This is a genomic window from Corynebacterium qintianiae, assembly GCF_011038645.2.
Lineage (GTDB): Bacteria > Actinomycetota > Actinomycetes > Mycobacteriales > Mycobacteriaceae > Corynebacterium > Corynebacterium qintianiae.
Genome location: NZ_CP064955.1, coordinates 368,483 through 388,079 on the forward strand (window position 1 = coordinate 368,483; position 19,597 = coordinate 388,079).

General features: G+C 65.5%; 18 protein-coding genes. 15 read left to right on the plus strand and 3 right to left on the minus strand.

The genetic code is table 11. The features are described from left to right. Window positions 1-260 precede the first annotated feature (260 nt). Complete coding sequence (locus tag G7Y29_RS01915; protein WP_165003592.1) at window positions 261-845, plus strand: sigma-70 family RNA polymerase sigma factor; 585 nt, start codon at window positions 261-263, stop codon at window positions 843-845. Beyond that, complete coding sequence (locus G7Y29_RS01920; protein ID WP_165003594.1) at window positions 829-1,629, plus strand: hypothetical protein; 801 nt, start codon at window positions 829-831, stop codon at window positions 1,627-1,629. The genes G7Y29_RS01915 and G7Y29_RS01920 overlap by 17 nt, the downstream gene beginning before the upstream one ends. Before the next feature lie 9 nt (window positions 1,630-1,638). Here G7Y29_RS01920 and G7Y29_RS01925 read toward each other — a convergent pair whose 3' ends face one another. After that, a complete protein-coding gene (locus G7Y29_RS01925) occupies window positions 1,639-2,019 on the minus strand; it encodes a DUF5319 domain-containing protein (protein ID WP_196820165.1) in 381 nt (126 codons plus the stop codon). 128 nt (window positions 2,020-2,147) lie between these two features. On the opposite strand from G7Y29_RS01925, the gene guaB reads away from it, so the two are divergent. From guaB to G7Y29_RS01950, 5 genes are all read left to right on the plus strand, one after another. Continuing rightward, complete coding sequence (guaB, locus tag G7Y29_RS01930) at window positions 2,148-3,671, plus strand: IMP dehydrogenase (RefSeq protein ID WP_165003596.1); 1,524 nt, start codon at window positions 2,148-2,150, stop codon at window positions 3,669-3,671. 15 nt (window positions 3,672-3,686) lie between these two features. After that, window positions 3,687-4,850, plus strand: coding sequence for a GuaB3 family IMP dehydrogenase-related protein (locus G7Y29_RS01935; protein ID WP_165003598.1), 1,164 nt, complete (start codon window positions 3,687-3,689; stop codon window positions 4,848-4,850). A gap of 24 nt (window positions 4,851-4,874) precedes the next feature. Next, the gene (gene guaA, locus G7Y29_RS01940) at window positions 4,875-6,431 is read left to right on the plus strand and encodes a glutamine-hydrolyzing GMP synthase (protein ID WP_165003600.1); all 1,557 of its coding nucleotides are present in this window, start codon (window positions 4,875-4,877) and stop codon (window positions 6,429-6,431) included. 152 nt (window positions 6,432-6,583) lie between these two features. Beyond that, window positions 6,584-6,967: a hypothetical protein gene (locus tag G7Y29_RS01945; protein WP_165003602.1), complete on the plus strand. Its 384-nt coding sequence runs from the start codon at window positions 6,584-6,586 to the stop codon at window positions 6,965-6,967. 279 nt (window positions 6,968-7,246) lie between these two features. Continuing rightward, the gene (locus G7Y29_RS01950; RefSeq protein ID WP_165003604.1) at window positions 7,247-7,570 is read left to right on the plus strand and encodes a hypothetical protein; all 324 of its coding nucleotides are present in this window, start codon (window positions 7,247-7,249) and stop codon (window positions 7,568-7,570) included. A gap of 12 nt (window positions 7,571-7,582) precedes the next feature. On the opposite strand, the gene G7Y29_RS01955 is transcribed toward G7Y29_RS01950, so the two are convergent. Further along, window positions 7,583-8,617, minus strand: a complete 1,035-nt coding sequence (locus G7Y29_RS01955; protein WP_165003606.1) for a PspC domain-containing protein — start codon at window positions 8,615-8,617, stop codon at window positions 7,583-7,585. Between the two features lie 111 nt (window positions 8,618-8,728). On the opposite strand from G7Y29_RS01955, the gene G7Y29_RS01960 reads away from it, so the two are divergent. Beyond that, a complete protein-coding gene (locus tag G7Y29_RS01960) occupies window positions 8,729-9,907 on the plus strand; it encodes an ATP-binding protein (RefSeq protein WP_165003608.1) in 1,179 nt (392 codons plus the stop codon). On the opposite strand, the gene G7Y29_RS01965 is transcribed toward G7Y29_RS01960, so the two are convergent. Further along, window positions 9,890-11,791, minus strand: coding sequence for an FAD/NAD(P)-binding protein (locus G7Y29_RS01965; protein WP_165003610.1), 1,902 nt, complete (start codon window positions 11,789-11,791; stop codon window positions 9,890-9,892). The two genes, G7Y29_RS01960 and G7Y29_RS01965, sit on opposite strands and share 18 nt — an antisense overlap. 74 nt (window positions 11,792-11,865) lie before the next feature. On the opposite strand from G7Y29_RS01965, the gene G7Y29_RS01970 reads away from it, so the two are divergent. From G7Y29_RS01970 to G7Y29_RS02000, 7 genes are all read left to right on the plus strand, one after another. Then, complete coding sequence (locus G7Y29_RS01970; protein WP_430393284.1) at window positions 11,866-13,575, plus strand: TIGR04028 family ABC transporter substrate-binding protein; 1,710 nt, start codon at window positions 11,866-11,868, stop codon at window positions 13,573-13,575. After that, complete coding sequence (locus G7Y29_RS01975; protein ID WP_165003612.1) at window positions 13,575-14,510, plus strand: ABC transporter permease; 936 nt, start codon at window positions 13,575-13,577, stop codon at window positions 14,508-14,510. The genes G7Y29_RS01970 and G7Y29_RS01975 overlap by 1 nt, the downstream gene beginning before the upstream one ends. After that, entirely contained in the window at window positions 14,507-15,313 is an 807-nt protein-coding gene (locus tag G7Y29_RS01980) for an ABC transporter permease (protein WP_165003614.1), read from the plus strand. The genes G7Y29_RS01975 and G7Y29_RS01980 overlap by 4 nt, the downstream gene beginning before the upstream one ends. Beyond that, window positions 15,310-16,932: a dipeptide ABC transporter ATP-binding protein gene (locus G7Y29_RS01985; protein WP_165003616.1), complete on the plus strand. Its 1,623-nt coding sequence runs from the start codon at window positions 15,310-15,312 to the stop codon at window positions 16,930-16,932. Before G7Y29_RS01980 ends, G7Y29_RS01985 begins: the two co-directional genes overlap by 4 nt. Further along, the gene (locus tag G7Y29_RS01990; RefSeq protein ID WP_165003620.1) at window positions 16,925-18,148 is read left to right on the plus strand and encodes an alkylhydroperoxidase domain protein; all 1,224 of its coding nucleotides are present in this window, start codon (window positions 16,925-16,927) and stop codon (window positions 18,146-18,148) included. The genes G7Y29_RS01985 and G7Y29_RS01990 overlap by 8 nt, the downstream gene beginning before the upstream one ends. 19 nt (window positions 18,149-18,167) lie before the next feature. Further along, window positions 18,168-18,821, plus strand: coding sequence for a response regulator transcription factor (locus tag G7Y29_RS01995; protein WP_165003622.1), 654 nt, complete (start codon window positions 18,168-18,170; stop codon window positions 18,819-18,821). A 97-nt stretch (window positions 18,822-18,918) separates the two neighbouring features. Continuing rightward, window positions 18,919-19,596, plus strand: coding sequence for a hypothetical protein (locus tag G7Y29_RS02000; protein ID WP_346727131.1), 678 nt, complete (start codon window positions 18,919-18,921; stop codon window positions 19,594-19,596). Window position 19,597: the final 1 nt, after the last annotated feature.

Below are 19,597 nucleotides of genomic sequence, written 5' to 3' on the forward strand. Positions count from 1 at the left end.
CTAAACCAACGGTGTTAGGCACCACCCAGCAGTTAAGTACGCGATGGTTAACGTTTGGTTTCGGAGCGGTAACGCCAAACTTGAAAGCGAAAGACACCCTTGAAAATAGTGGCAAGGAGCTGGGAGTTTGATTAAGGTTAAGGCTCGGTGAACATTTGGATACCCGGGCAACCGGCGGCGAAGTAGCACCATATTGGGCAAATCCAAACACCCGGGCGTAGGATGAACGCCATCTTTGTCGGAATGTAGGAAGGGGAGCCGTGGCTTCGTCGGACGTGGATGACCGGCTCGCGGAACTCGTTCCGTTGGCCGCCGACGGCGACCGCCGCGCCCTCCAGGAGGTGGTGCGTCTCATCCACCCGATGGTTCTGCGCTACGCGCGGGCCCGCTTGGGGGGAGGTCGCGCTCCCACGGCAGAAGACGTGGCGCAGGAGATCTGCCTTGCGGTGGCGACGTCGATAAGCAAGTTTGTAGACCGCGGCAAGCCGTTTATGGCGTTTGTCTACGGAATTGCGTTCAATAAGGTGGCGGACGCGCACCGCACCATGGCGCGGGACAAACTCACTCCTACTGAGACCGTTCCTGACAGCGAGCACCACGGGGAAACTCCCGAGGAATTTGCGCTGGTCAATGACGGCAGTAACAGAGTGCACGAGTTGCTCGATGTACTCGGTGACAAGGCTAGAGACATCATCATCCTGAGGGTGTTCGTCGGATTGTCCGCTGAGGAGACGGCCGAGGCGGTCGGCGGCACCGCAGGCGCTGTACGCGTGGCGCAGCACCGCGCCCTAGCCACACTGAGGAAAGCCATTGAAGAAGGTGAAAGCTATGAGGCGTCACTCTGAGGGGGAGATGCGCGACGTGACGTCGCACCTCCAGCCGCTTGTCGACGACGACGTGTTCCTGACCGCATTGTCCCGCGGCGAAGACCCGTCGGACGGTACCGACCCTCTGGCCGCGATGCTGCTCGAGTTGCGCGTTGACGTGGAGAGGCAGATGCCGCCCGCGCCCGTCGTCGAGGGCGCGGACATCGCACCTGTGGTCTCCGACCTTGCGGCCGCGCGGAAACGGCGTGGCCCGGGTCCGCTTTTGTCCGGGCTCATCGGCGCGGCAGCCGCTACGGCGCTCGTGGCGGGCTCGGGCGCGGCCCTGTACAACGCGACGCCCGGCTCCCCGCTATGGGGCCCGTCCACCGCAGTCTTCGGCGAGCGCGCTTCCGTGGTCGAGCTCGCCAGCACGCTCGATGAACTGGAGGCCGCCAGCGAGAAGGGCGACGTCGACGGCACCCGCGATCTGCTGAATCAGGCCCGGGCTCTCATTGACGCAATCGGCGCCTCGCGCTCCCAGGCCGAAGGCGAGGCGCCTGCCGCAGTGCCCGCGCCGAAACAAGCCACGGTGACGGTGACGGAAACAAAGGCTCCGCCGCCCCCGTCCGAGGTTCCCTCCGAGCCCGCCGACACGCCTCCGCCTGCACCGGAGCCCGCTCCGACGGTGACGCAGACGGTGACCGTGACGCAGACTGTGGTCCAACAGGCCCCTGTCGAGCCGGTTGAGACGACAGCGTCGACGGCTGCGCCGACAACGACAAGCTCGCTTTCGACCGAAACAGGCGACCCGTCCGTTAGGTAGACCCCGGGTTTAGCGCGCGTCGAGCCCGTCCAAGTACCCGAGGGCATAGTCCCACGGCACATACGCCTCGACGTTCGGCTGGGCGCTCGGTTCGTGCACTGGGGGGAGCTCCCCGTTCAAGCTGGCGATCATGTTTTGTTCCATGATTTCCCAGTCGTAGTAGTGCATCTCCTCGCAGTCCTCGCACTGGAAGTAGATGCCCTGCAGCCCGCGCGGGCGCAGAACTTCCTTGAACTCGCGCACCTGGGCCAGGTCGCGGATAACGGCGACGCGCTCCTCTTCCGAGAGCGGCTCAACGATGTCGTCGTCCTCGATGAAGGATGCCGGATCGTTCGGGTCGTCCTTGAACGGGTCGAGTGGCATCATATCGTCGTAGTTCACACTGCCCAACCCTAATTGCGCCGACCGACACTGGGCAATTCATGCGCAACTGACGTGCGCATATGTCCCTTTTGACACCGCGATATATCATGACGTAAACGAACGGGACTTGGAAAGCGGAAAGGGAGTTGCGGTTTATGGCCACCGAACGAGTACTCACAGGCGGGGACGATCCGAACAAGGTGGCTCTGCGCGGCCTGACTTTCGACGACGTGCTGCTGCTGCCCGCAGAATCGCACATCGTCCCGTCCGAGGTGAGCACGGCAACGCAGTTCACCCGCAACATCCGGCTCGGTATCCCGATCGCCTCGGCGGCGATGGACACCGTCACCGAGTCCCGCATGGCGATCGCCATGGCGCGTCAGGGCGGCATCGGTGTGCTGCACCGCAACCTGAGCGCTCATGACCAGGCTGAGCACGTCGACATTGTGAAGCGTTCTGAGTCGGGAATGATCTCCAACCCCGTCACAGCCTCCCCCGACATGACGATCCGCGACGTCGACGCCCTGTGCGCCCGCTTCCGCATCTCCGGCCTGCCGGTGGTGGATGACGCCGGCACGCTCGTTGGCATCATCACCAACCGGGACATGCGCTTCGAGTCCGACTTCGACCGCTGCGTCTCCGAGGTCATGACGGCGATGCCGCTGGTCGTGGCGCGTGACGGCGTATCCAAGGACGAGGCGCTTGCGCTGCTATCCGCCAACAAGGTGGAAAAGCTCCCGATTGTCGACGCCGACAACAGGCTGATCGGCCTGATCACCGTCAAAGACTTCGTCAAGTCAGAGCAGTACCCGAACGCCTCTAAGGACAGCCAGGGCCGTCTCCTCGTCGCGGCCGGCATCGGCACCGGCGCTGACTCCTACGACCGCGCCGGCCTGCTGGTCGAGGCCGGTGTAGACGCGCTTGTGGTCGACTCCGCCCACGCGCACAACAACCGCGTGCTCGAGATGGTCGCGCGCGTCAAAAAGGACTTCGGCGACCGCGTCGACGTTGTCGGAGGCAATCTCGCCACTCGCAGCGCCGCCCAAGCGATGATCGACGCTGGCGCGGACGCCATCAAGGTCGGCATCGGCCCGGGCTCCATCTGCACCACCCGCGTCGTCGCGGGTGTCGGTGCGCCGCAGATCACCTCCATCCTCGAGGCCTTCGTGCCGGCGCACAAGGCGGGCGTGCCCGTCATTGCCGACGGCGGGATGCAGCACTCCGGCGACGTCGCCAAGGCTCTCGCGGCCGGCGCATCCACGGTAATGCTCGGCTCAATGCTCGCCGGTACGAAGGAGGCCCCGGGCGACATCGTCGTGGTGGGTGGTAAGCAGTACAAGCGGTACCGTGGCATGGGTTCCATGGGCGCGATGCAGGGGCGTGGACTCACTGGTGAAAAGCGCTCCTTTTCCAAGGACCGCTACTTCCAGGCAGATGTCGCCAGCGAGGACAAGCTGGTGCCGGAGGGCATTGAGGGCCGCGTGCCCTACCGCGGTGAGCTCGACGCGATCACCCACCAGATCGTCGGCGGCTTGCGCGCCGCAATGGGTTACACCGGCTCGTCGTCGGTTAGCGAGTTGCAAACGAAGCAGTTCGTGCAGATCACCGCTGCCGGCCTGCGCGAGTCCCACCCGCACGACATCACCCAGACCGTCGAAGCGCCGAACTACCGCGGATAGAGAGAGCAGGCACACATGCGTGATTACGTCGAGATCGGAATCGGCCGGGAGGCGCGGAAGGCGTACCGCCTGAGCGACATTTCTCTGGTGCCGTCGCGCCGCACGAGATCCTCGGGTGACGTGGACACGAGCTGGCATATCGACGCCTACACGTTCGACATTCCGCTGGTGTCGCACCCCACCGACGCACTCGCCAGCCCGGAGTTCGTCATTGAGATGGGCAGGCAGGGCGGCCTCGGTGTGCTCAACGCTGAGGGAATTCTGGCGCGCCACGCCTCCTTCGAGGAGGCGGTGGCGAGGGTTGCGAAGGTGTCCCGGGCCGTCATGGACGACGAGGTGGTCTCGTGGACGGATATCGTTAGCGGGGATCGGCAGACGACGCAGGAGCTCCAGGCGCTGCACTCCGTACCTATTGACTATGACCTGCTCGCCGAGCGCATCGCCCAGGTCCGCGACGCGGGAGTGACCGTCGCGGTGCGCGTCTCCCCGCAAAACGCCCGCGAGCTCGCCCCCGTGGTGATCAAAGCTGGTGCGGAGATCCTGTTCATCCAGGGCACGATCATCTCCGCCGAGCACGTACAGCGCGGCGGCGAGCCGCTTGACCTCAAGGAGTTCATCGGCTCCCTCGACGTGCCTGTCATTGCCGGCGGGGTGTACGACTACACCACCGCGACGCACCTGATGCGCTCCGGGGCAGCCGGCATCATCGTCGGCTCCGGGGTGCTGTCGGGGTACCCGTCGGTCGGCGTCGGGGTCCCGATGGCCACGGCGATCGCGGACGTTGCAGCCGCCCGCCGCGAGTACCTGGACGAGACCGGCGGGCGCTACGTGCACGTGATCGCGGACGGGGAGATCCACAACAGCGGTGACATCGCGGCTGCAATCGCGTGCGGTGCCGATGCAGTGATGCTCGGGCGCCCGCTCGCGTGGGCGGCTGAGGCCGCGGGGAACGGCACCTATTGGGAGGCCGCCGCCGCGCACCCGCGGTTCCCGCGTGGGGTAGTGGAGCCGGTCACCGGGTTGGCGGAGCGTATCCCGCTCGAGCAGGTGCTCAACGGGCCGGCCACCGAAGCCTCCGGCGAGACGAACGTGGTCGGCGGGTTGCGCCGCATCATGGCCAAGTGCGGTTACACCGACACCAAGTCGTTCCAGAAGGTCGGACTGACGGTGGGGCGGTAGGGTTCTTGGGCTACTATTTGGGCTGTGACTACAGCCCAGCAACGCCCAGTACTTGTTGTCGATTTCGGTGCCCAGTACGCGCAGCTCATTGCGCGCCGCGTGCGCGAAGCCCGCGTGTACTCTGAGGTCGTGCCCTCCACCGTCACGGCCGCCGAGGTACGCGAGAAGAACCCCGTCGCTCTCGTCCTCTCCGGCGGCCCGTCCTCTGTCTACGAGGAAGGTGCCCCGCAGCTGGACCAGGAGATCTTTGAGCTGGGCCTTCCGATCTTCGGCATCTGCTACGGCTTCCAGATCATGACTCAGGCGCTCGGCGGGAAGGTGGAGAAGACCGGTGCCCGTGAGTACGGTCGGACCACGATGCTCACTTCGGAGGGTGTCCTCCATGGCGGGCTTCCTACCGAGCATCCCGTGTGGATGAGCCACGGTGATTCCGTCACGCAGGCTCCGGAAGGTTTCGAGGTCACGGCATCGACCCCGGGTGCTCCTGTGGCGTCGTTTGAGAACGTCGAGAAGCGATTTGCGGGCGTGCAATACCACCCCGAAGTCATGCATTCGCCGCACGGCCAACAGGTTCTGACGCGTTTCCTCACCGACATCGCCGGGTTGGAGCAGACGTGGACCGCTTCCAATATCGCCGACCAGCTAATCGGGCAAGTGCGCGAGCAGATAGGGGAGGACGGCCACGCCATCTGCGGGCTCTCCGGGGGCGTAGATTCCGCTGTTGCGGCAGCACTCGTGCAGCGTGCCATCGGCGATCGTCTCACCTGCGTTTTCGTTGACCACGGTCTGCTTCGCCAGGGCGAGCGCGAGCAGGTGGAGCAGGACTTCGTCGCCGCCACCGGTGCGAAACTTGTCACCGTTGATGAGCGTGAGGCCTTCCTGGACAAGCTAGCGGGAGTTACGGAACCGGAGGCGAAGCGCAAGGCGATTGGCGCCGAGTTCATCCGTTCCTTCGAGCGTGCCGTCTCCTCGGTTCTATCCGACCACACTGTGGACTTCCTTGTCCAGGGCACTCTGTACCCGGACGTTGTCGAGTCCGGTGGCGGCAGCGGCACCGCGAACATCAAGAGCCACCACAACGTCGGCGGGTTGCCGGATGACGTGGAGTTCAAACTCGTCGAGCCGTTGCGCCTGCTGTTCAAGGACGAAGTCCGCGCCGTGGGACGCGAGCTCGGTCTGCCCGAGGTCATCGTCGGCCGCCAGCCGTTCCCCGGCCCCGGCCTGGGCATCCGCATCATCGGTGAGGTCACCGAGCAGCGTTTGGAGACCCTGCGTCAGGCCGACGCCATTGCGCGCGAGGAGCTCACCCGCGCAGGGTTGGACAACCAGATCTGGCAGTGCCCGGTCGTGCTGCTTGCCGACGTCCGCTCCGTCGGTGTCCAAGGCGACGGCCGCACTTACGGCCACCCGATCGTGTTGCGCCCCGTCGCCTCCGAGGATGCGATGACCGCGGACTGGGTCCGCGTGCCCTACGAGGTGTTGGAGACGATTTCCACCCGCATCACCAACGAGGTCTCCGAGGTCAACCGGGTGGTTCTGGACATCACCTCCAAGCCGCCGGCGACCATTGAGTGGGAGTAACCGGGGCTGTTCCGGGGGCGGACATGGGTGGGGACTTTCGTTCCTCGTTTCCGGCCTACCTTTCACTGAACCGGGGCTCCTCATAGGGTCTGAGCCGTAGCTGCATTTGACTGCAGCCGGTATTGAAAAGGGTTCTATGGAAAGGGAACACCGTGAACAGGCTCCGCACCCCCGCGTTGATGACCATGGTAACAACCATCGTGCTCGCGTCAGCTCCTGGAGCGATCGCCGAACCGGCAGTTGATCCGGTTCGTTGCCAGGATGTTGACTTGGGCGACGCCATGACGAACGAAGATGTCGCGCTTGCGTGCAAGATCGCCCAGGTTGGCAATGAGCATTTCAGCCAGTCTGACGACGGCAAAGCGCTCAAGGTCGACCTATCCGACGGGGAGCTTGAGAGCGTTTACGGGTTCAACGCTCAACAGGTGGGTGATTTCCGGGCCATTCTTGACGGGAGCTTCGTGCCGGCGTCTGCAAGACAAGAAGGAACGGCGCTGCGTGAGGGGCCCGCTACTATATTTCCAACGAGGCACTGACCGCCGGAACCTTTGTGGCCTTGGCAACCGCCGCTGAGGCGGGACCCTACGCGCTGGCAGCGGCGAGCACCGCGCTAGGGGGAGTAATCGGTGGTCCGATCGGTGCAGCAATATCCGGTGGAATTGCGTTGCTGGGTGTGGGATTCTTCATCGACCTGGCCGCAAAAATTATCGGTGCATTGGCGCAAGGTAAGGGGGTTGCCCTGTACCCACAGTGGGGTTTCCCTCCTTGGAATCGGCCATCGAGTAAAACTCGCAAAATTGCGGAAAGGAATCGACATGCACCCTTCTTTGCGCACTATCCTCCCGGTGATTGTCGGAGGGTTTGCTCTTGGAATGAGCGCCAGCATCAGATCAGGTTTGGAGACCGAGCAAGCAGCCGTCTTCTACACCTTTTACGGGATTGCGTTTGTAATCGCTCTTGTGCTGTGTTTTAAGGCTTCCGATTTCCGGACCGCCGTTAGGGATATTGCGTGCAGCGTGAGTTTGTTCGGTATCGCATGGATTGATCTTAGATATTCGTGGGTGCTGATCATCAGCGTGTCAGCGATCTGGCTGGCCGTGGCATTTCACGAGTCGAACCGTGGTGCGGCCGGTGCTTGAGCTGCTCCACGGCTAGCTCACTACTTCGACTTCCCCGATTCCCACGTCGACCTTGAGGGTGAGCGTGCCGCCTTTGGCGTTGTCGTTGAGCGTGGCGGGGCACTTGTCCGAGCCGACGCCCACCGCGCAGTCGAATTCCACGCGCGTGTCTTTGGGCGGGATGATGGTGACCTTGCCGATGCCGTGGTCGATCGTGGTTGCCCGGTCGTCGTCAAGCGAGCTGAGGCTGGAGAGGTCGATGGTCGTCGACCCGATGCCGGTGTCGTAGGTGTCGCGCAAATCGTCGGTGACCTGGAACTCCACGTTCGAACCCGAGCGGGGGCCGTAATGGGCGAACATCGCTCCGGTTGTCGTGGCGCCGATAGAGAGGAGGATCAGGCCGGTGCCTCCGAGGGCGATGAGCCAGATCAGCCACCGGTTCTTCCTCGGTTCCGGCGCGGCGGCAACGGGCTCGCGGTCAAGATCGGGAAGGTGCCACAGCTCCGGTGCGGCCCCCAGCGGGTCCCAGCTCGGCGGCGTTGTCTGGCCCACGCTCGGGTGCGGGTAACCCTCAGGCGCGGTGAGAGTGGAGTTGGCGCTTAGGCCGGTAGGCGGCACCGGCTGGGAGCGGTGCAGAAGGTACAGAGCCCCGGCCGCGAGAACGAGGGTAAACAGCGAAGCGGCGGCGAAGCTTCCCGTTCCCGCGGTGAGCGACGGGAGGAATACCACGAGGCCGACGAGCAGCCACCAACCGGTGTCGCGATCTTTCTTCTCCTGCGGGTCGAGCTGGACCTTCGGAGTATTTATCGCGCGCCACGGCGAGGTGGTCATGCCGTAGCGGGGCATGTTCATCCACATCAAGAGGTAGACGAAAATGCCACCGCCGAAGGCGAGCGACAGGCCAACAAAGGCGAGGCGGATGATGACGGGGTCGATGCGGTAGCGGGCGCCGACGCCCTCGCACACGCCGGCGACCATGGCGTTACCGCCCTGGTTCTTGGGAATGCGGGCGGGGCGGGAGTGCCACATGTCTTTGAGGGTGGTCTCGATGCTGGTGTTCGTGTCCATGCTTTAAGTATCGCTTGCCGGGGCACGGAAAGCTATCGGGAACTGCCCTGATTTCGCAGTTCAGGGTCATCCCCGATTTGATTGTCGGGGGTCCGTGCGACAATCAGGGGCATGTCTCCGATCACTGCTTACGCGCCTGGGCGAAGTCGGCCGTACCCGCGCTTTGCCCGGTACCGCTCGGGGCGCATCGTCGCTGGCTGTGCGGCAGGTTTGGCGGCGCACCTCGGGGTGGACGTGAAGTGGGTGCGCGTTTTCTTCGCCTTGGCCTCCTTCGCCAGCGGCCTTGGGCTGATCCTGTACGCGATGCTGTGGGTCTTCACCCCGTTGGAGAAAGGGGAGGGGACCGGAGCGCAGGGGGACTGGCCGAGGGCGGTTTATGTCCTTCTCGCCGCAGTGGGTCTCGCTGGGTCCATCATGTCGATGTCCCTGGTCAGCGGGGCAGGAGGGGCATTCGCGTTCATCCTCGGCGTCGTCGCAGTCGGAGCCGTGGTGGCGTGGCAGGCGTACGACAGGGGGATGTCCTCCGCGAGCAACGTCGTGGCCCTGGCCCTGGGAATCGTCCTGGTGATGGGTGGGGTCCTCGCGATCGCGCTGCTGGGAGACAATGCCGGGACCGCGGGGATTGTGGTCGCCGTGCTGGCGAGCATGTTCGGGTTTTCGCTGCTGGTGATCCCGCTCATCGTTCGGCTCGCGTCGTCGCTGGTTGAGGAGCGGCAGGCCAAGGCGGTGGCGGACCAGCGCGCCGAGATTGCCTCGCGTCTGCACGACTCGGTGCTGCAGACCTTGGCGCTGATACAGAAGCGGGCGGGTGACGCGGACGAGGTCGCGCGGTTGGCGCGCGGCCAGGAGCGCGAGCTGCGGTCCTGGCTCTTCAGCGCGGAGGACAAAGCCGACGAGCGAGCGACCTCCACCGTCTTTGTGGCGCTGAACAAGGCCGCTGGCGAGGTGGAGGATTTGTTCGGAGTGGTCATCCGTCCGGTGTCGGTGGGCGAGGACGTGGCGTTCACTGAGGCGACCGAGCCGGTGGTGCTGGCGGCGCGGGAGGCGATGATGAACTCCGCCAAGCACGCGGGAGTGGATAGCCTCGACGTGTACGCGGAGAATCTGGCCGGCGAGCTCAGCGTCTTCGTACGCGACAGGGGTTCGGGGTTCGACCCCGCCGCGGTGCCGGTGGACCGGCACGGGGTGCGCGACTCCATCGTCGGGCGAATGGAGCGTTCGGGCGGGAGTGCGGTGATCCGGTCGTCGAGAAGCGAGGGGACCGAGGTGGAGCTACGCAAGCCCCTTTAGTAGTGAGGCGGCGATCTTGTCGGTTTCCTGCAAAAACAGCGGATCGGTTCCCGGCATCGGCGAGATGGTGGTGTCCGCCCACTGTGCCCCGGTGGGAATGCCCGCAATATGCAGCCGCGCGTCCACTCTCCCATCCGGGTGGACGGTCCGCCGGGTAGTGCTGTCCGTCTCAGGGGCCGAGGTGGCAATGCCGCCGGGGGCGAAGGGCCGGACCCTGCCTGCACGAACAAGGGATTGTGTGAGGGGGTCGGCGGTTGTGCGGACGTCCGGGCCGGGTAGGAAAGCGTCGGCGAGCACTTCGGCGGTCGCGCTCCTTGTCCCGCTGACTGCAGTAACCGCGCCGTCGGAGTATGTCAGGCGAGGTCTGGGGCCGAGAAACTCGACGAGGCCGGCGTCGACAAGCGCCAAAAGTTCCCGCGTGCGGAAAAGCGGCGGCCCAGATCCCACCATCTGGCCAAAAGCCATGAACTGCGAAAGAGCCCCCATCCGGTCTTCCTGGGCGCCGCGGCCGTTCTCTACTGCGACGGCTGACGGTTTCCGGGCGGCGGACACCACCCAGAGACCGGCCTTCAGGGGCGACCCCCAGGCGGACACCGCTTCTGAAATGTCGGTCTCGAGCCTCGACGCGATGTGCTCCGTCAGCATCGGCACCGTCAGGTCCTCGGTACCGGCGAGAGGATCGACCCATGCGGAAAGGTCGAAGGGGGCGTCGGTCATCCCGCTGAGCCTGCGGGTCATTTCCACCGCTGCCTCGATGATGCTTGTCGACGACGCCACTCGCTCCACATCAGCCGCGTCGATCGCGGCTAGGATGTCGGCGAGCCCGACCCGCAAAGATTGCGGAGCGACCTCCGCCAGCGTGCGGTAGTACGCGGAGTATGAGTCGCGGACGATCGCGGGCCACAGGGCGGTACCGAAATGCACGCCTCCCTGAGCAGTGTGCGAGGTGGCCTCGACGGCTGGGCGGAGGTGCGTGAGATCCGGCTTCGGGGGCAGGGAGCGGTATTCCGACTTGGGCAGGTAAGGGTAGCCACGTCCCGACGTAACCACGAGACGGGGCTCGCGCCCTGATGGCATGTACCGCAGGCCGGAGCGCGCGGCGGCGTCGGGGACGAACCGGCCGCCGCGGTCGATGGTGGACAACGCCATCAGGTCGAAGAAACCCATACCGAGCCCCCGCACGAGGACGCGGCGACCCGCGGGGAGGGCGTCGACGTCCTGCTCGAGCGGATTGTTGGCGCGCACGTGGGTCAAGTCACCGGGGAGAGCAGGGGTGCCGGGCAGTACCCATCCGGTGGACAGAACTGTCGCGCCGGCCTCGACGGTGCTGCCGTCTGCAAGCCCGATAGTGTCCGCTTCCCCGTTGGAGATAAGGGAGACGGCGCGGGAGTTGTGCTCCACGACCCGGACTGATTCCGGCAGCAGGGCCAGCGCGACCCGGTAGACCCACCGCAGGTAGGCGCCGTACAGGGCGCGAGAGGGGTTGGATTCGGGCACCGTTATCGCGAGCTCGTCCCGGAACGTGGTGGTGACGTGGGGTGCGGTGGGGTGGGCGTCGAAAAGCTTTCGCTTGGCGGGGCTGATCTCCTCGCGCTCGCCCCGCAGCAGCTGGATCCACTCGAACAAGGAGGGGCCCTCGAGCACCGGTGCCCCGACGGTCGCCCCCGGCTCGGTGAACAGGGTGACCGCGCCGGCCAGTGTGTTCATGCACAGTGTCCGAGTCTGCGAGGTGTCCCACACGCGGCCGGCGCCGATCTGAGCGTCCTCGATGAGGTGCAGCGTAAGCGGGACTGTGGTTGGGGCGGTGCGGAGGCGGGCGGCGATCCTCTCGATCACCGAGATTCCGCGGGGTCCCATCCCGACCAGTGCGATGGAGGCAACCATTGCTCACGTCCTTCGTATTATATTCAGAAAAGTAGACTACATTGTCTAGTAAAATGATACCGATTCGTCTATTTATGGTAGCGTGTGGGCGACCACGACGGGAAACAGGTGATGTTGCCCGCTTCAAAGAAGGGATCGATGCAGTGAAATCAGTGTTACGGCGAGTGCCCGTAATAGTGGTGGCCGGGGTGGTCCTGGCCTCCTGCGCGGCCGCCGACGGCCGGAAATCCACCTCCGCCGCGCCGGGCCACGAGGTGCTGACCTACCTCGAGCCCAACTGGTTTACCGGCCTGTACCCTCCGTCGGCGGGCTTCTACCCCAACGGCGGAGTTGTCAACCAGATCACGGACCGTCTGCTGTACCAGGATCCGGAAACGCTCGAGCTCGAGCCGTGGATCGCCACCGACCTCCCCGAGGTCAACGACGACGCCACAGTGTTCACCTTTGACATTCGCACAGACGTGACGTATTCGGACGGCACACCGATGACCGCGCAGAACGTGGTCAACAACATCGACCTCTACGGTAAGGGCGACAAGTCGCGGCTGCTGAGCAAGTCCGAGCAGATCAACAACTACAGCCACGGCGAGGTCGTCGACGAAGACACCGTCCGCTTCTATTTCTCCGCGCCGTCGCCGGGTTTCGCCCAGGCCGTGTCCGTGTACAACGCGGGTTTGCTTGCCGACGCCTCCCTGACGATGCGCAACGAAGAATTCGGCCCCGGAAACGCCGTCAACGTCATCGGCTCGGGCCCGTTCGTCATCTCCGGTGAGACGCTGGGCACCGATCTGACGCTGAGCGCCCGCGAGGACTACAACTGGGCGCCGCCGTCGTCGCCGCACCAGGGCCGCGCCCGCATCGGCGGCGTGCGCTACATGCTCGCGGCAGAGGAAGGGATGCGCACCGGAGCGGTGCTCTCCGGCCAGGCAGACATCGTCCGCGGCGTGACCGCGCCCGCGGAGCGCCACCTGCAGGACAACGCTATCAACGTCTACGCCCGCGGCACCAACTCGATGAACAACCAGCTGGGACTGCGTTTCAATCACCCGCTGCTGAGCGACATCCGGGTGCGGCAGGCCATCGCCCACGCAGTCAACCGCGAGGAAATCCTCCGCGTACTCTTCTCCCCGTCGTACCCACTGGCCACCTCGACGGTTGCCGCGACGGGCCTAGGCTACGCCCCGCAAGATCCCGCCGCGTACGAGTTTGATTTGGCCGAGTCCCGCCGCCTGCTCGCGGACGCCGGCTGGCAGCCAGGCCCTGATGGAATCTTGGTCAAAGACGGCGCGCGGATGACACTTCGCGTCAACGTCGCGGGCCCGCAACCGCGCTCGCGGGAGGTGCAGACCATGATCCAGGAGCAGCTGCGCGAAGTCGGCATTGAGCTGCAGATCAACTCGGGCGACAACGCCACCCAGAACATGGATGCGAAAGACCAGAACAAAATCCAGATCTACCACTCGATGGTGGGACGGGCCTCCTACGATGCGATCGAGTCGCTCTACGCAGTCGGGGCGAGGGACGTCTTCATCAACCGTGACACCGAGGGCAACGTCGCCGACCCGCACCTCGAAGACTTGCTGCAAGCTGTGGTGACCACCCCCGATGAGGCGGGCCGGTCTGCCGCAGTCGAGGCGGTGCAGAACTACATCACGGAGCAGGCCTACGCCGTACCGCTTTTTGAAGAGCCGCAGGTCTACGCCATGTCACCGCGGGTCAAGGGGTTCACGGCCGAAGCCGTCGCCCGGCCGTCCTTCTACGGTGTCTACGTGGAGGAGAAATAATGCGCTACGTTGCTAAACGCGCAGGTCATGCCCTGCTGGTTCTCTTCATCGCCTACACGCTCGCATTCTTCCTCCTTTCTGCCCTGCCATCCGACGGCGTGATGGCGCGCTACGCGGACCCCGCGCTGGGGCTCTCGCAGCCGGAGATTGACGCGATCCGCGAGGAGATGGGCGCGGACAAGCCGCTCCTGGCTCAGTTCTTCTCCTCGCTCGGAGGGTTTCTCACCGGCAATCTCGGGTACTCGGTGAGAACCGGTACGCCGGTGAGCTCCCTTATCGCCGAGGCGCTGCCGCATACCCTGGCGCTCGCAGCCACGTCGGTGGGGCTGGCGATCGTCGTGGCGCTGCTAGCCGCGTTCGTCGCCACGCTTCCCGGGATGGGGTGGATCGGTGACTTTTTCCGCGCGCTGCCGTCGTTTATGGCGTCGCTGCCGGGGTTCTGGATTGCCATCCTCTTGCTGCAGTTCTTCTCCTTCCACCTCGGGTGGGTCAACGTGATCGACCCGGCGCCGGGCGAGGGGCTCATCTTGCCGACCTTGACACTCGTCGTGCCGATGGCGGCGCCGCTGATCCAGGTGCTCATCCGCTCGATCGACGAGGTCAAGGGGCAGTCTTTCGTGCAGGTTCTGCGTGCTCGGGGTGCGACCGAGACGAGGATCTTCTGGCGGGACGTCCTGCAAAATTCCCTGCTGCCCGCTGTCACTATGGCAGGTTTGCTATTCGGCGAGCTTGTCGGCGGCGCGGTTGTCACAGAAACAGTCTTCGGCCGGCCCGGTCTGGGCTCGCTCGTTGTCACGGCGGTGTCTAACCGTGATACCCCGGTGTTGCTCGGGGTGGTTCTTATCGCAGCCGCGGCCTATGTGGTGATCAACCTGGTGGTCGATCTGCTGTATCCCGTCCTCGACGTCCGTTTGCGCGGAAAGGTGACCCGATGAAGAAAAACTCGTGGCTCGCGCCCGGCTCGATCGTGGCCGTTACCATCCTCGGGGTCATGCTGCTGTGGGCGCTGTTTCCGGGCGCTTTCGCGCCGGAGAACCCGTACCGCGGCACAGATGTCGCGCTCCTCCCTCCGGGCGCGGACCACTGGTTCGGAACGGACGCTGTCGGCCGCGACTTATTCTCCCGCGTGGTCTACGGCGCGCGGCAATCCCTTCTCGGCGCCGTCATCGCGGTGCTCGTCGGAATGATCGCCGGCACCTTCATCGGTGTGGTGGCGGGCACCCTTCGCGGCTGGGTTGATTCGGTTCTGATGCGGATCGTGGACGTCCTTCTCGCCATCCCCGGAATCCTGTTGTCCTTGTCCATCATCATCGTCGTCGGGTTCGGCTCGCTGCAGGCCGCGTTCGCGGTCGGTATCACGTCGGTGGCTACGTTTGCGCGGCTGTCGCGTTCCGGCGTGATCACGGTGGCGAACTCGGATTACGTCGAGGCGGCCTACGGCTCCGGCGCGACGCGGGCGACGGTGTTGTGGCGCCATGTCCTGCCCAACTCGCTGACCCCCGTGATTGCACTGGCTGCGCTGCAGTTCGGCAACGCCATTCTCCAATTGTCCATCCTCGGGTTCTTGGGTTACGGCGCGCCGCCGCCCACCCCGGAGTGGGGTCTGACAATCGCGGAAGGGCGCGATTTCATGTCCACCGCGTGGTGGGTGATCGTTTTGCCGGGCGTGGCGATCGCCGCGACGGTGATGTCCGCCAACCGCCTGTCCCAGAACTTCTCCACGGAGGTGCGAGCGTGACCAGCACAAAGAAGACCGCTAACAATACTCCCGTCCTGGCAGTTGAGGGCCTGAGCGTGGAGTATTCGGGCGCGCAGGCCGTCGACAAGGTGAGCTTCGCTGTCTACCCCGGCGAGATCACCGCCTTGGTGGGCGAGTCGGGCTCGGGCAAGACCACCTCGGCCATGGCTGCGGCCGGGTTGCTTGGGCGTTCGGCCAGCGTGGAGCGCGGCACGATCACGTTTGGCGGCGAGGACATCACCGCGAACAGCCCCGCGCAGTGGCGGGTGCTGCGCGGCAAGCGGATTGGCCTGGTGCCCCAGGACCCGGGCAACTCACTCAACCCCTTGAAAACTATCGGTGAGGCGATCGAGGAAGGGTGGGAGATCCACGGGGTGGGTGACGCGGCGTGGCGCCGCACGCGCGCCCTCGAGCTGCTGGCCGAGGTCGGCATCGACGAACCCGTGCGCCGGTACCAGCAGTACCCCCACGAGCTCTCGGGCGGAATGAAGCAGCGCGTGCTCATCGCCGCGGCCGTCGCACTGGAGCCGGAGGTGCTCATCGCCGACGAGCCGACCTCGGCGCTCGATGTGACTGTGCAGAAGACCATTCTCGATCTGCTTGACCGGATGCGCCGCGAGTTGGGCCTGGGGATCCTCCTGATCACCCACGACCTCGCGGTGGCGGGTGACCGCGCGGAACACGTCGTCATCATGGAGCGCGGGCGGGTAGTTGAGTCGGGCCCGGCAAGCGAGACGCTGGCGAACCCGCGGGAGGCGTACTCGCGCCGCCTGCTTGCCGACGCCCCCTCGCTCGCCGTCGCCAATGCCCACCACCGCCCTGCTTTATCGGGCGAGACGCTCCTGACCGTGGAGAACCTCACCGCACGCTTCGGTGATTTCACTGCTGTGGACGACGTCTCGTTCGAGGTGCAGCGCGGCTCTACCCACGCGCTGGTGGGCGAATCGGGCTCGGGCAAAACGACGACAGGCCGCGCGGTGTCGTTGTTCTACGCGCCGACGCACGGCCGGATCACCCTCGCCGGGGTGGATGTGACAGGTGCGAAGGGCGCGCAGCTGCGCGCGCTGCGTTCGTCCGTGCAGATGGTTCACCAGAACCCGTTCTCCTCGCTGAACCCGAGGATGAGTGTGGAGGACATCGTGGCCGAGCCGCTGCGCAACCTGTCGAACACACCCAAGCGCGCGGCGCGGGCCGCGGCTCGTGAGTTCCTTAACCGCGTCGCGCTGGACCCCGCGCTGGGGGACCGCACAGCGTCGCAGCTCTCAGGTGGCCAGCGCCAGCGCGTGGCAATCGCGCGTGCGCTCATCGTCGAACCGGATCTGGTCGTGCTCGACGAGGCGGTCTCCGCCCTTGACGTCACCGTGCAAGCTCAAATCCTCGAGCTGCTGGAGGAGTTGCAGCAGGAACTCGGCCTGACCTACATCTTCATTTCCCACGACCTGGCGGTTGTGCGGCAGATTTCCGACACCGTCAGCGTGTTCAGCCGCGGCACGCAGGTCGAGTACGGCCCCACCGGCGACGTGTTCGACAACCCGCGCGCAGAGACGACGCGCATGCTTATCGACGCCATCCCCGGCGCCACATTCCGCGCCCGACAGTTAGGAGAATTTCATGTCTGAACAGGCCAACATCATCGACCTCCTCGCCGGCACGCCGCCCGAGCTGGCGGAGTTGCGCCGCGCTCGCCCCGACGCAGTGGCGAATGCGGAGCTCAGTTTCACGGCGCTGTTCGAACCCGGGGATGAAAAGGATTTTCCCCAGGCGTGGCGCTACGCCGTGGCCGTCTTCATCGCCGGCGTCTCCGGGCAGGACGAGGCCGCGCGGTTCTACCGCGACCTGCTCGAGGATGAACTTGACGGGCGTGCCGGAGAGCTTGGACTGGATGAGGCAATTGGGCAGGGACTGTCCGCTGGCCCGTACGACACCGGGGACTTCGTCGTGTTCGACCTCGGGGAAGGGCCTCAGGGCCGCGCGTTGTCCGCCGCATTCGACTTTGCCCACCTGCTGACGTTCCACCCGAAGGACGCCACACCTGCGGCCATCGGCCATCTGCAAAGCGCGGGGTGGAGCGATGACGCGATTGTTTCGCTGGCGCAGCTGATCTCGTTTGTTGCCTTTCAGCTGCGGGTGGCCCACGGTCTGCGGGTGCTTTCCGGTGCCGTGGAGTGGGCGTCGCCAAGCGAAATTGTTCGTGCCGCAGGGGTGGCTGACCCGAGCTGGGAACCGGGCCCACGCACGCTGATTCCGGAGGTCGTGGCACCGGCGCGCTTTGTCAACCACTCGCTGGGATGGAAGCCCTGGCTGGCGGACCTGCCCAAGGACGAGTTCACGCAGGAGCACAAGGATGCGCTCATTCAACCGCAGCGCATCGACTCAGAGTACTTTCGTCTGCTTGCGCGCGACCCTGCGGCTCTGAAGGCGCGCACCCTGACGGACATCGACATTTTCTACAACACGGAGGGCGGCCTGGGGCGCGCGGAGCGCGAGCTCGCCGCGACGGTGGTGTCTCGTCTGAACGGGTGCGAGTACTGCGCTTCGGTCCACCAGGCGCGGAGCAAGGAGGAAGGCGGGGACCCCGAGGCGATTGACCGGCTCCTGGAGGAGGGGGTGGGCGCCGACCTCGGTTCCCCGCTGTGGAACGCGCTGCAAAAGGCGGCCGCGGCGCTCACCCAGACGCCGTTCGAGTTCTCTGCGGAGCACGTCCGGGTGCTGCGGGAGGAGGGGCTCGATGACCTCGCGCTGATCGATCTGGTCAATTCTGCGGCGTTCTTCAACTGGGCGAACCGTCTGATGCTCACGCTGGGAGAACCCGACGTGCCCAAGCGCTTTCGCTGAGACCGGTAAGTTGAGGGGCATGAAGGTATTCCTCGTCGACGATCACTCCGTATTCCGCGCCGGCGTGCGCGCAGAGCTCTCCGCCGCCGCCGGTGTGGAGATCGTCGGCGAGGCCGGTTCGGTGGGTGAGGCCGTCCGCGGCATCGATGAAGCGGCGCCGGACGTGGTGCTTCTCGACGTCCACATGCCCGACGGCGGCGGTCTCGCTGTGATCCGAGGCGTGGCCGCGGAGACGAAGTTTCTCGCCCTGTCCGTCTCCGACGCCGCGGAGGACGTCATCGCGCTGATCCGCGCCGGGGCGCGCGGGTACGTGACCAAGAACATCGGCGGTGCCGAACTCGCCGAGGCTATCGCGCGGGTGCACGGTGGCGACGCCTATTTTTCTCCGCGCCTGGCGGGTTTCGTGCTCGACGCGTTTGCCTCGGGCGGGGTGGTGGACGACCCGGAGGGTGAGCCGGTCAAGGTCGAGGACCCGCTTGTCGACGCCCTGACAAGGCGCGAACTCGAAGTCCTGCGACTGCTCGCCCGCGGCTACACGTACAAGGAGATCGGCAAACAGCTGTTCATCTCGGTGAAGACGGTGGAGACGCACGCGTCGAACATCCTGCGCAAGACGCAGACGTCGAACAGGCACCAGCTGACGCGGTGGGCCGCGGACCGCGACTTGGATTAGACCTGGATTAGACCTGCACTAGAACTGCACTATATTTAGAAAACCCGTTCGACCTCGGGGCTTGCTGGTGTCGTAGCGTGAGTGCATACTAAGGGGCGTGAGTGGAACACCTATTCGACTGCCCCGGGAGCAGTCTAGCCGCGCGGATCGCATCGCCGAGCTCCGCTCACGCATGGCCGCGATGGGCGGGGAGGCGCCGGAACGCGTCGTCCCGGAGACCGATACTCTGGCGCTCGGGGAGAAGTTTCGAACAGTTTTGCCCGACGGAGGGTTGCCGCGCCGGGCGGTGAGCCAGGTGAGCGACACGCCCGCGCTGGTGGTGGAGATACTGGACGCCGTGACCGCCGAAGGCGGGTTCGCGGCAGTGGTGGGCTGGCCGGATCTGTCATATGCGGGCATCGCCGCCCTGGACCAAATCATCGCGGTGCCGGAGCCGGGCATCGACCCGCTTAGCGTGGCGGGTGTGCTCGCGGAAGGCCTCGATCTTGTGGTGCTGCACACCGCGCAGCCCATCAATGTGAGCCCGGTACGCGCCCGCCCGCTGCTGGCGCGAGTGCGCAAGGGCCGGGCCGCCCTAGTCACGGTCAACGCCCACGTGCCGTCACCCGCGCTGAGCATCACCGGCCGGGTGGCAGGGTTCCACGGCATCGGACGCGGGGCCGGGCGGATCATGGGGATGGACATGCGCGTCGAGGCCGCCGGGCATCGGACCGCCTCCGCGACGATCACTCTGGGCCAGACTCCGGGCCGGGTGGGACTGAAGGCGGTGAAGTGAG

What these genes read in the sequence shown, in the direction of transcription:
- guaB (WP_165003596.1), top strand. Translation starts at nt 2,148, where the DNA reads ATGGCCACCGAACGAGTACTCACAGGCGGGGACGATCCGAACAAGGTG.
- G7Y29_RS01920 (WP_165003594.1), top strand. Translation starts at nt 829, where the DNA reads ATGAGGCGTCACTCTGAGGGGGAGATGCGCGACGTGACGTCGCACCTC.
- G7Y29_RS01965 (WP_165003610.1), bottom strand. Translation starts at nt 11,791, where the DNA reads ATGGTTGCCTCCATCGCACTGGTCGGGATGGGACCCCGCGGAATCTCG.
- G7Y29_RS01950 (WP_165003604.1), top strand. Translation starts at nt 7,247, where the DNA reads ATGCACCCTTCTTTGCGCACTATCCTCCCGGTGATTGTCGGAGGGTTT.
- G7Y29_RS01995 (WP_165003622.1), top strand. Translation starts at nt 18,168, where the DNA reads ATGAAGGTATTCCTCGTCGACGATCACTCCGTATTCCGCGCCGGCGTG.
- G7Y29_RS01935 (WP_165003598.1), top strand. Translation starts at nt 3,687, where the DNA reads ATGCGTGATTACGTCGAGATCGGAATCGGCCGGGAGGCGCGGAAGGCG.
- G7Y29_RS01970 (WP_430393284.1), top strand. Translation starts at nt 11,866, where the DNA reads ATGGTAGCGTGTGGGCGACCACGACGGGAAACAGGTGATGTTGCCCGC.
- G7Y29_RS01960 (WP_165003608.1), top strand. Translation starts at nt 8,729, where the DNA reads ATGTCTCCGATCACTGCTTACGCGCCTGGGCGAAGTCGGCCGTACCCG.
- G7Y29_RS01980 (WP_165003614.1), top strand. Translation starts at nt 14,507, where the DNA reads ATGAAGAAAAACTCGTGGCTCGCGCCCGGCTCGATCGTGGCCGTTACC.
- G7Y29_RS01975 (WP_165003612.1), top strand. Translation starts at nt 13,575, where the DNA reads ATGCGCTACGTTGCTAAACGCGCAGGTCATGCCCTGCTGGTTCTCTTC.
- G7Y29_RS01990 (WP_165003620.1), top strand. Translation starts at nt 16,925, where the DNA reads ATGTCTGAACAGGCCAACATCATCGACCTCCTCGCCGGCACGCCGCCC.
- G7Y29_RS01955 (WP_165003606.1), bottom strand. Translation starts at nt 8,617, where the DNA reads ATGGACACGAACACCAGCATCGAGACCACCCTCAAAGACATGTGGCAC.